Below are 9,987 nucleotides of genomic sequence, written 5' to 3'. Positions count from 1 at the left end.
GGAACATGGCCAAGACGAGCATGAAAAACCGCGAGCTGAAGCGTCAGCGCACGGTTGCCAAGTACGCCAAAAAGCGCGCCGAACTGAAAGCTACCATCGTTAATCCGGAAACCTCTCCGGAAGCGCGTTGGGAAGCCCAGGTCGCCCTGCAGAAGCAACCCCGTGATGCCAGCGCCTCGCGCCTGCGCAACCGCTGCCGTATCACCGGCCGCCCGCACGGTGTCTTCCGCAAGTTCGGTCTGTCGCGCATCAAGCTGCGTGAAGCAGCCATGCGCGGCGACGTACCAGGTCTGGTTAAAGCCAGCTGGTAAGCCGCTGCGGCAAACGCCGGAGCTCGCTCCGGCGGACAAGCAATATGAATCAAGCCCCTTTTGGGGCTTGATTCATTTTTGATCAGTCTCTAGAATGCCCGGCTCGCCTGAGCCCGGATTTCCGTGAGTTCTGGTGATTCTTAGCCGAGAGGCTAATTCTTTTTGTATCAGGAGCGTCTAGCCCATGAGTATGCAGGACCCGTTAGCGGACATGCTAACTCGTATCCGTAATGCCCAGATGGCTGAAAAGTCCGTCGTAAGCATGCCTTCTTCTACCCTGAAGGTGGCTGTAGCCAAAGTTTTGAAAGACGAAGGTTATATTGCGGGTTATCAGATCAGCGGCGAAGCAAAGCCGCAGCTGTCCATCGAGCTGAAGTACTTCGAAGGCCGTCCAGTCATCGAAGAAGTCAAACGCGTCAGCCGTCCCGGCCTTCGCCAGTACAAATCCGTCGATGACCTGCCGAAAGTTCGCGGCGGTCTCGGTGTTTCCATCGTCTCCACCAATAAAGGTGTGATGACGGACCGCGCTGCGCGCGCTGCCGGTGTCGGCGGCGAAGTGCTTTGCACTGTGTTCTAAGGGGGGATAAGCATGTCTCGCGTTGCTAAGAACCCCGTCAAGCTGCCTGCTGGTGTAGAGATCAAACTCGCCGGTCAGCAGCTTTCGGTGAAGGGTGCCAAGGGCACTCTGGAACTGAACGTTCACTCGTCCGTTGAAGTTCTGCAGGAATCCGGTGAGCTGCGTTTCGCTGCTCGCAATGGCGACCAGCAGACTCGTGCGATGGCTGGTACTACCCGTGCACTGGTTAACAACATGGTCATCGGCGTAAGCCAAGGCTTCGAGCGCAAGCTCCAGCTGATCGGTGTTGGTTACAAGGCACAGGCCAAGGGCCAGATTCTCAATCTGGCGTTGGGCTTCTCTCACCCTATCGACTATCAATTGCCGGAAGGCGTTGTGGCCGAAACCCCGAACCAGACCGAGATCCTTATCAAGGGTGTCGACAAGCAGCTGGTTGGTCAGGTTGCCGCGGAGATTCGTGACTTCCGCCGTCCTGAACCTTACAAGGGCAAAGGTGTTCGTTACGCTGACGAAGTCGTCCGCCGTAAAGAAGCCAAGAAGAAGTAAGGGGCTAGGAAATGACCGACAAAAAAGTTACTCGTCTGCGTCGCGCTCGCAAAGCACGCCTGAAAATGCACGAGCTCGAAGCCGTGCGTCTCTGCGTGTATCGCTCTGCGCAGCACATCTATGCCCAGGTCATCTCGGCCGACGGCAGCAAGGTTCTGGCCAGCGCCTCTACCTTGGACAAAGCACTGCGTGACGGCGCCACCGGCAACGTCGACGCGGCCAAGAAAGTTGGTGAGCTGGTTGCCGAGCGTGCGAAAGCCGCTGGTGTGACTCAGGTTGCATTCGACCGTTCTGGCTTCAAGTACCACGGCCGCGTCAAGGCGCTGGCTGATGCTGCTCGTGAAGGCGGGCTGGAGTTCTAAGTTATGGCAAATAACGACCAAAAGCGCGACGAAGGCTATATCGAGAAGCTGGTTCAAGTGAACCGCGTTGCCAAGACCGTCAAAGGCGGCCGTATCTTTACCTTCACCGCGTTGACCGTGGTGGGTGATGGTAAGGGCCGTGTAGGTTTCGGCCGCGGCAAGTCTCGTGAAGTGCCGGCTGCTATCCAGAAGGCTATGGAAGCTGCCCGTCGCAACATGATCCAAGTTGATCTGAACGGCACCACCCTGCAGTACGCGATGAAGTCCGCCCATGGCGCTTCGAAGGTGTACATGCAGCCGGCTTCCGAAGGTACCGGCATCATCGCTGGTGGCGCCATGCGTGCCGTCCTGGAAGTCGCTGGTGTTCAGAACGTTCTGGCCAAGTGCTACGGCTCTACCAACCCTGTGAACGTGGTTCATGCCACTTTCAAAGGTCTGAAGGCTATGCAGTCTCCGGATTCGGTTGCAGCCAAGCGTGGCAAGAGTGTCGAGGAGATTCTCTAACCATGGCTAACACCGTCAAAGTGACTCTGATCAAGAGCACCAATGGCCGTCTGGCCAATCATAAAGCCTGCGTCAAGGGTCTCGGCCTGCGTCGCATCAATCATACCGTCGAAGTTCTGGATACTCCGGAAAACCGCGGCATGATCAACAAGGCTTATTACCTTCTCCGTGTGGAGGGTTGATCCATGTACCTGAATGATCTGAGTCCAGCGCCGGGTTCCCGTCGCGAGAAGCATCGTCCGGGCCGTGGTATCGGCAGTGGTTTGGGCAAGACTGGTGGCCGTGGCCACAAAGGTCAGACCTCCCGCTCCGGTGGCACCATTGCTCCGGGTTTCGAAGGCGGCCAGCAGCCTCTGCACCGTCGTCTGCCCAAGTTCGGTTTCGTATCCTTGAAAGCTATGGACCGCGCAGAAGTGCGTACCTCCGAGCTGAACAAGATCGAAGGCGGCATTGTTACTCTGCAGGCGCTGAAGGATGCCAACCTGATTAACCAACATGTGCAGCGTGTGAAAGTCATGCTGTCCGGTGAAGTTACTCAGGCAGTCACCCTTAAAGGTATCGCTGCCACCAAAGGTGCGCGTGCGGCTATCGAAGCAGCTGGCGGTAAGTTCGAGGAATAAATGGCTAAGCAAGGTGCTCTCTCTGCTCTGGCTGGTGGCGGGTTGTCCGAACTCTGGGCTCGTCTGCGTTTTCTGTTCATGGCGATCATCGTCTATCGAATCGGCGCGCATATCCCAGTTCCCGGTATAAACCCTGACCGTCTGGCCGATCTGTTCCGACAGAATGAGGGGACCATTCTTAGCTTGTTCAACATGTTTTCCGGTGGCGCGCTGGAGCGGATGAGCATCTTTGCATTGGGGATCATGCCGTACATTTCGGCATCGATCATCATGCAGCTGATGACCGCCGTCAGCCCGCAGCTGGAACAGTTGAAGAAGGAAGGTGAGGCTGGTCGTCGCAAGATCAGCCAATACACCCGCTACGGCACCTTGGTTCTGGCATTCGTTCAGGCTATCGGCATGTCCGTTGGCCTGGCGAGCCAGGGCGTAGCGTTCTCGGTCGATTTCGGCTTCCACTTCGTTGCAGTCACCACCTTCGTGGCGGGTGCGATGTTCATGATGTGGCTAGGCGAGCAGATCACCGAGCGCGGTGTTGGCAACGGTATTTCGATGCTGATTTTTGCGGGCATCGTAGCCGGTCTGCCGTCGGCGATCGGGCAGTCTTTCGAGTCTGCTCGGCAGGGCGATATCAACATTTTCGCCCTCATCGCCATCGGTTTGCTGGCAGTAGCGATTATCGGTTTCGTGGTGTTCATTGAGCGTGGTCAGCGCCGCATTGCGGTGCACTACGCCAAGCGTCAGCAGGGCCGCAAGGTCTTCGCGGCGCAGACCAGCCACTTGCCGTTGAAGGTGAACATGGCGGGCGTAATCCCGGCCATCTTCGCCAGCAGCCTTCTGTTGTTCCCGGCCTCGCTGGGTGCCTGGTTTGGTCAGTCTGAGGGTATGGGCTGGCTGCAGGATATTTCGCAGGCTATCGCTCCTGGTCAGCCGTTGAACATTTTGCTGTTTAGTGCAGGGATCATTTTCTTCTGCTTCTTCTACACGGCCTTGATGTTCAACCCGAAAGACGTAGCGGAAAACCTGAAGAAGTCCGGTGCCTTTATTCCGGGTATCCGTCCCGGTGAGCAGTCCGCGCGCTATATCGATGGCGTTTTGACTCGCTTGACCATGTTCGGTGCTCTGTACATGACGGCCGTGTGCTTGTTGCCCCAGTTCCTGGTGGTGGCGGCCAACGTACCGTTCTACCTTGGCGGGACCTCGTTGCTGATCGTGGTAGTGGTTGTGATGGACTTCATGTCGCAAGTACAATCGCACCTCGTTTCGCACCAGTACGAATCCCTGATGAAGAAAGCCAACCTGAAGGGCTACGGCAGCGGCATGCTCCGCTGAAGTGTCCATAAGGTTCGAGGAGTTGGTGATGAAAGTTCGTGCATCGGTGAAAAAGCTGTGCCGTAACTGCAAAATTATTCGCCGTGAAGGTGTAGTGCGAGTGATTTGCAGCGCGGAACCGCGTCACAAACAGCGCCAAGGCTGAGTGTGATCGAAGCTATAAGCCCGGCAGCTAGTGCGCTGCCGGGTTGATTATTTGTTTCTACAGCGATAATATCTCGCGCCCCATTTCTTGGCTTCCGGGGCGTAGGTAGCTGTCAATTGGAGTTCCACTGAATGGCCCGTATTGCAGGCGTTAACATTCCGGATAACAAGCACGCTGTTATCTCGCTGACCTACATCTTTGGTGTTGGTCGCACCACCGCACAGAAAATCTGTGCAGCTACCGGTGTAAATCCGGCGGCAAAGATCAAGGATCTCTCTGACGAGCAGATCGAGCAGCTGCGTGGTGAAGTCGCCAAGGTGAATACCGAGGGTGACCTGCGCCGTGAAGTGAACATGAAAATCAAGCGCTTGATGGATCTTGGCTGCTACCGCGGTCTGCGTCATCGTCGCGGTCTGCCGGTTCGCGGTCAGCGTACCAAGACCAACGCACGCACCCGTAAGGGCCCGCGTAAGCCGATCCGCAAGTAATCGCGTTCGCGAATCGACAGGAATTTAGTCATGGCAAAACCTGCTGCTCGTACTCGTAAGAAAGTCAAGAAGACGGTGGTTGATGGCATCGCCCACATCCACGCTTCTTTCAACAACACCATCGTGACCATCACCGACCGTCAAGGTAACGCCCTGTCCTGGGCTACCTCCGGTGGTTCGGGTTTCCGCGGTTCTCGCAAGTCCACCCCGTTCGCTGCCCAGGTGGCTGCTGAGCGTGCTGGTCAAGCTGCGCTGGAATACGGCCTGAAGAACCTCGACGTCAACGTCAAGGGCCCAGGTCCGGGTCGTGAGTCCGCAGTCCGTGCTCTTAACGGTTGCGGTTACAAGATCGCCAGCATCACCGATGTGACGCCCATCCCGCATAACGGGTGCCGTCCTTCGAAGAAGCGTCGCGTGTAATCAGGAGACAGTGAGAAATGGCTCGTTACATTGGTCCCAAATGCAAACTGTCTCGTCGTGAAGGCACTGATCTTTTCCTGAAGAGTGGCGTACGCGCTCTGGAATCGAAGTGCAACATCGAAGCAGCCCCAGGTATCCACGGCCAGCGCCGTGGCCGTCAGTCCGACTACGGCACCCAGCTGCGCGAGAAGCAAAAAGTTCGTCGTATCTACGGCGTACTCGAGCGTCAATTCAGCGGTTATTACAAAGAAGCTGCCGGCAAGAAAGGCGCTACTGGTGAGAACCTGCTGCAGCTGCTCGAATGCCGTCTGGATAACGTTGTTTACCGTATGGGCTTTGGTGCAACCCGCGCCGAATCCCGTCAGCTGGTTTCGCACAAAGCGATCAGCGTCAACGGTAAGACTGTAAACGTACCGTCGTTCCAGGTTAAAGCTGGCGACGTGGTTGCAGTTCGTGAGAAATCGAAGAATCAGCTGCGCATCGTTCAAGCTCTCGAGCTGTGTGCCCAGCGTGGCCGCGTTGAATGGGTAGATGTAGATACCGAGAAGAAGTCTGGCGTGTTCAAAAGCGTCCCGGCTCGCGGTGATCTCTCCGCTGACATCAACGAAAGCCTGATTGTCGAGCTCTACTCCAAGTAAGGGCTAGAAAATAGGTGCATCCATGCAGATTTCGGTAAATGAGTTCCTGACCCCCCGCCATATCGATGTGCAGGTGGTCAGTCCGACCCGCGCCAAGATCACTCTCGAGCCTCTCGAGCGTGGTTTCGGCCATACCCTGGGCAACGCGCTGCGTCGCATCCTGTTGTCCTCCATGCCTGGCTGTGCAGTAGTCGAGGCCGAGATTGACGGTGTACTCCATGAGTACAGCGCCATCGAAGGTGTTCAGGAAGATGTCATTGAAATCCTGCTCAACCTTAAAGGTCTGGCAATCAAGCTGCACGGTCGAGACGAAGTTACACTGACTCTGGCGAAGAAGGGCTCTGGCGTCGTAACCGCTGCCGATATTCAGCTGGATCATGATGTTGAAATCGTCAACGGCGACCACGTTATCGCCAACCTGGCCTCCAATGGCGCGCTGAACATGAAGCTCGTTGTAGCTCGTGGTCGCGGCTATGAGCCAGCTGATTCGCGCCAGAGTGATGAAGACGAGAGCCGCAGCATTGGTCGCTTGCAGCTCGACTCTACCTTCAGCCCGGTGCGTCGCGTGTCTTACGTGGTGGAAAACGCTCGCGTTGAGCAGCGTACCAACCTGGACAAACTGGTTATCGACCTCGAAACCAACGGTACCCTGGACCCTGAAGAGGCTATCCGTCGTGCTGCAACCATCCTGCAACAGCAGTTGGCTGCATTCGTCGACCTCAAAGGTGACAGCGAGCCTGTGGTTATCGAACAGGAAGACGAGATCGATCCGATCCTGCTCCGCCCGGTTGATGACCTGGAACTGACCGTTCGTTCGGCCAACTGCCTCAAGGCAGAAAACATCTACTACATCGGTGATCTGATCCAGCGCACCGAAGTAGAGCTGTTGAAAACGCCGAACCTGGGCAAGAAATCCCTGACTGAAATCAAGGACGTTCTGGCTTCCCGCGGTCTGTCCCTCGGTATGCGCCTCGACAACTGGCCGCCGGCAAGTCTGAAGAAAGACGATAAGGCGACTGCCTGATCGTCATCATCACCGAACGTGAAGTTTGGTAAGGAATTGAACCATGCGTCATCGTAAAAGTGGCCGTCACCTCAGCCGCACCAGCGCTCACCGCAAGGCCATGTTTCAAAACATGGCGGTATCGCTGTTCGAGCATGAGCTGATCAAAACTACTCTGCCGAAAGCCAAGGAACTGCGTCGCGTTGCCGAGCCGCTGATTACCCTGGCCAAAGAAGACAGCGTTGCCAACCGCCGTCTGGCTTTCGACCGTACCCGTTCGAAAGCCATCGTTGGCAAACTGTTCAACGATCTGGGCAAGCGCTACGCCACCCGTCAGGGCGGTTACCTGCGTATCCTCAAGTGCGGTTTCCGCGCTGGCGACAATGCCCCGATGGCTTATGTTGAGCTGGTCGACCGTCCGGTCGGTGGCGCAGTAGAAGCTGCCGAATAAGGCATCGTTGCAAAAAAGAACCGGGCTTAGGCCCGGTTTTTTTACGCCTGCTGTTTAGTGAAAAACTATCGTCTCGTGAGATGTTATTCATTTGTCGCTTCGCTTGTACTCGTCAATACTCAACGCCAATCCCGCTCAGTCGGGAACGATCAGCTTGGTAAGGAGATAGACGATGAGTGACAAGACCGAAGGTAAGTGCCCGTTCTCGGGAGGCGCTTCCGAAACGCCGAAGCACACGGCCGGCGGCGGCACCGGTAACCGCGACTGGTGGCCGAACCAGTTGCGTGTCGACCTTCTGCATCAGCATTCCTCGAAGTCCAATCCGCTGGGCGAGACCTTCAACTATGCCGAGGCCTTCCAGTCGCTGGATTACGAGGCCTTGAAGAAAGACCTGCGCGCCTTGATGACCGACTCGCAGGACTGGTGGCCGGCCGACTTTGGCCACTACGGTCCGCAGTTCATTCGCATGGCCTGGCACGCGGCCGGTACCTACCGTACCGGTGACGGTCGCGGAGGCGCGGGGCGTGGGCAACAGCGTTTTGCACCGCTCAACAGCTGGCCGGACAACGTCAATATCGACAAGTCGCGCCGCCTGCTGTGGCCGATCAAGCAGAAGTACGGCCAGAAGATCTCCTGGGCAGACCTGCTGGTGCTCACCGGCAACGTCGCGCTGGAAACCATGGGTTTCCGTACGTTTGGTTTCGCCGGGGGGCGTGAGGATACCTGGGAACCGGATCTGGACGTCTACTGGGGCACCGAAAAGACCTGGCTGGGCGGCGATAACCGTTACGGCAAGGGTGCGGCCGGCAACAAGGACGACCACGGCGTTCTGGTGGCCGACGAGGAGCTGCATGGCCAGGAGCAGGACCGTACCGACAGCCAGGGCCGCAACCTGGAAAACCCCCTCGCTGCCGTGCAGATGGGGCTGATCTATGTGAACCCGGAAGGTCCGGAGGGCAATCCCGACCCGCTCGCCGCGGCCCACGACATTCGTGAAACCTTCGCGCGCATGGCCATGAACGATGAAGAGACCGTGGCGCTGATCGCCGGCGGCCACACTTTCGGCAAGACCCATGGTGCGGGTCCGGCGGATCACGTTGGCGCCGAACCCGAGGCAGCCGGCCTCGAGGAGCAGGGGTTGGGCTGGGGCAGCTCGTTCGGCAGCGGCAAGGCCGGCGATGCCATCACCAGCGGCCTGGAAGTCACCTGGACGACGACGCCTGCGCAGTGGAGCAACAACTTCTTCGAGAACCTTTTCGGGTTCGAGTGGGAATTGACCAAGAGTCCGGCGGGCGCCCACCAGTGGGTGGCCAAAAACGCCGAGGCGATCATCCCTGATGCGCACGACCCATCGAAGAAACGTCTGCCGACCATGTTGACTACCGACCTGTCGCTGCGCTTCGATCCGGCCTACGAGAAAATCTCCCGGCGTTTCCTGGAGAACCCGCAAGCGTTCGCCGAAGCATTCGCCCGCGCCTGGTTCAAACTGACCCACCGCGACCTCGGTCCGAAGTCCCGTTACCTGGGCCCGGAAGTGCCGAAGGAAGAGCTGCTCTGGCAAGACCCGGTGCCAGCTGTGCATCATCCGCTGATCGACGCTGCCGACGTCGCCGCGCTGAAGGCCCAGGTGCTGGGCTCCGGTCTGACGGTGTCCGAGCTGGTTGGCACGGCGTGGGCTTCGGCCTCGACCTTCCGGGGCTCCGACAAGCGTGGCGGTGCCAATGGCGCCCGTGTTCGCCTGGCGCCGCAAAAGGATTGGGCTGCCAACCAGCCTGAGCAGCTGGCCAGGGTGCTGGCAACGCTCGAGGGGATCCGTGGCGAGTTCAACCGCACCGCTACCGGTGGCAAGCAGGTCAGCCTGGCCGATTTGATCGTACTGGCGGGTAATGCCGGTATCGAGCAGGCCGCCGGCAAAGCCGGTCACTCGGTAAGCGTGCCGTTCTCGGCAGGGCGCGCCGATGCCTCGCAGGAGCAGACCGATGTCGATTCCTTCGCCGTGCTCGAGCCGATCGCCGACGGTTTCCGCAACTACCTCAAGGGTCGCTACAGCGTGCCGCCGGAGGCGTTACTGATCGACAAGGCGCAGTTGCTGACCCTGACCGCGCCGGAGCTGACCGTACTGATCGGCGGCCTGCGGGCGATCAATATCAACGTGGGTGACGCTGGGCATGGCGTATTCACCGACCGGCCGGGTGCGCTGAGCAACGACTTCTTCGTCAACCTGCTCGACATGGGCACGGCGTGGAAGGCGGTGCCAGGCGATGCCAACCTGTACCAGGGACGTGACCGCAACAGTGGCGAGCTGAAGTGGACCGCTACCCGCGTGGACCTGGTATTTGGCTCCAACGCCATTCTGCGTGCACAGGCCGAGGTATACGCCAGCACCGACGCCCGCTTCATCGAGGATTTCGTGGCCGCCTGGACCAAGGTCATGAACCTCGACCGCTTCGACCTCGCCTGATCGCTGGCCGGGCGCTCGCGTCCGGTCTGCTGAGCCGATGCAGCCAACGCCTCCGCCAAGGGGGCGTTGTGCTTTTTACTTGACCCCAACGGATGATGGGTCGAGCATTCACCTATTCCATTCGCTGCACCA

15 protein-coding genes are annotated in these 9,987 nt (G+C 58.3%); all 15 read left to right on the top strand.

The window, feature by feature from the left end; translation table 11 throughout:
• Positions 1-5: 5 nt before the first annotated feature.
• The 15 genes from rpsN (at position 6) to katG (ending at position 9,855) form a co-directional block, all read left to right on the top strand.
• A complete protein-coding gene (gene rpsN, locus ACZ0AV_RS10520; RefSeq protein WP_042552936.1) occupies positions 6-311 on the top strand; it encodes a 30S ribosomal protein S14 in 306 nt (101 codons plus the stop codon).
• A gap of 184 nt (positions 312-495) precedes the next feature.
• A complete protein-coding gene (gene rpsH, locus ACZ0AV_RS10515; protein WP_013789766.1) occupies positions 496-888 on the top strand; it encodes a 30S ribosomal protein S8 in 393 nt (130 codons plus the stop codon).
• 12 nt (positions 889-900) lie between these two features.
• Positions 901-1,434, top strand: coding sequence for a 50S ribosomal protein L6 (gene rplF, locus ACZ0AV_RS10510; protein WP_499150982.1), 534 nt, complete (start codon positions 901-903; stop codon positions 1,432-1,434).
• 11 nt (positions 1,435-1,445) lie between these two features.
• Positions 1,446-1,796 (top strand): 50S ribosomal protein L18, encoded by a 351-nt coding sequence (gene rplR, locus ACZ0AV_RS10505; protein ID WP_499150981.1) that lies wholly within the window; start codon positions 1,446-1,448, stop codon positions 1,794-1,796.
• Positions 1,797-1,799: 3 nt separating this feature from the next.
• Positions 1,800-2,300 carry a 30S ribosomal protein S5 gene (rpsE, locus tag ACZ0AV_RS10500; protein WP_013789768.1) on the top strand — a complete coding sequence of 167 codons (501 nt, stop codon included), beginning with the start codon at positions 1,800-1,802 and terminating at the stop codon, positions 2,298-2,300.
• Positions 2,301-2,302: 2 nt separating this feature from the next.
• Entirely contained in the window at positions 2,303-2,482 is a 180-nt protein-coding gene (gene rpmD / locus ACZ0AV_RS10495; RefSeq protein ID WP_013789769.1) for a 50S ribosomal protein L30, read from the top strand.
• 3 nt (positions 2,483-2,485) lie between these two features.
• Entirely contained in the window at positions 2,486-2,920 is a 435-nt protein-coding gene (gene rplO, locus ACZ0AV_RS10490; RefSeq protein ID WP_499150980.1) for a 50S ribosomal protein L15, read from the top strand.
• Positions 2,921-4,249, top strand: coding sequence for a preprotein translocase subunit SecY (secY, locus tag ACZ0AV_RS10485; protein ID WP_013789771.1), 1,329 nt, complete (start codon positions 2,921-2,923; stop codon positions 4,247-4,249). It abuts the gene before it with no gap.
• A 28-nt stretch (positions 4,250-4,277) separates the two neighbouring features.
• The gene (rpmJ, locus tag ACZ0AV_RS10480) at positions 4,278-4,394 is read left to right on the top strand and encodes a 50S ribosomal protein L36 (protein ID WP_002555468.1); all 117 of its coding nucleotides are present in this window, start codon (positions 4,278-4,280) and stop codon (positions 4,392-4,394) included.
• Between the two features lie 131 nt (positions 4,395-4,525).
• Positions 4,526-4,882, top strand: a complete 357-nt coding sequence (gene rpsM, locus ACZ0AV_RS10475) for a 30S ribosomal protein S13 (protein ID WP_131182237.1) — start codon at positions 4,526-4,528, stop codon at positions 4,880-4,882.
• A 30-nt stretch (positions 4,883-4,912) separates the two neighbouring features.
• Positions 4,913-5,302 carry a 30S ribosomal protein S11 gene (gene rpsK / locus ACZ0AV_RS10470; RefSeq protein ID WP_013789773.1) on the top strand — a complete coding sequence of 130 codons (390 nt, stop codon included), beginning with the start codon at positions 4,913-4,915 and terminating at the stop codon, positions 5,300-5,302.
• A 17-nt stretch (positions 5,303-5,319) separates the two neighbouring features.
• Entirely contained in the window at positions 5,320-5,940 is a 621-nt protein-coding gene (rpsD, locus tag ACZ0AV_RS10465; RefSeq protein ID WP_084307110.1) for a 30S ribosomal protein S4, read from the top strand.
• A 22-nt stretch (positions 5,941-5,962) separates the two neighbouring features.
• The gene (locus ACZ0AV_RS10460; protein ID WP_092370957.1) at positions 5,963-6,964 is read left to right on the top strand and encodes a DNA-directed RNA polymerase subunit alpha; all 1,002 of its coding nucleotides are present in this window, start codon (positions 5,963-5,965) and stop codon (positions 6,962-6,964) included.
• Between the two features lie 43 nt (positions 6,965-7,007).
• A complete protein-coding gene (rplQ, locus tag ACZ0AV_RS10455; protein WP_042552930.1) occupies positions 7,008-7,394 on the top strand; it encodes a 50S ribosomal protein L17 in 387 nt (128 codons plus the stop codon).
• Positions 7,395-7,566: 172 nt separating this feature from the next.
• Positions 7,567-9,855 (top strand): catalase/peroxidase HPI, encoded by a 2,289-nt coding sequence (katG, locus tag ACZ0AV_RS10450; RefSeq protein WP_499150979.1) that lies wholly within the window; start codon positions 7,567-7,569, stop codon positions 9,853-9,855.
• Positions 9,856-9,987: the final 132 nt, after the last annotated feature.

This window comes from Pseudomonas sp. AC532, assembly GCF_979258965.1.
Note: the sequence above shows the minus strand (reverse complement) of the source record. Positions and strands in the feature narration are given on the sequence as shown.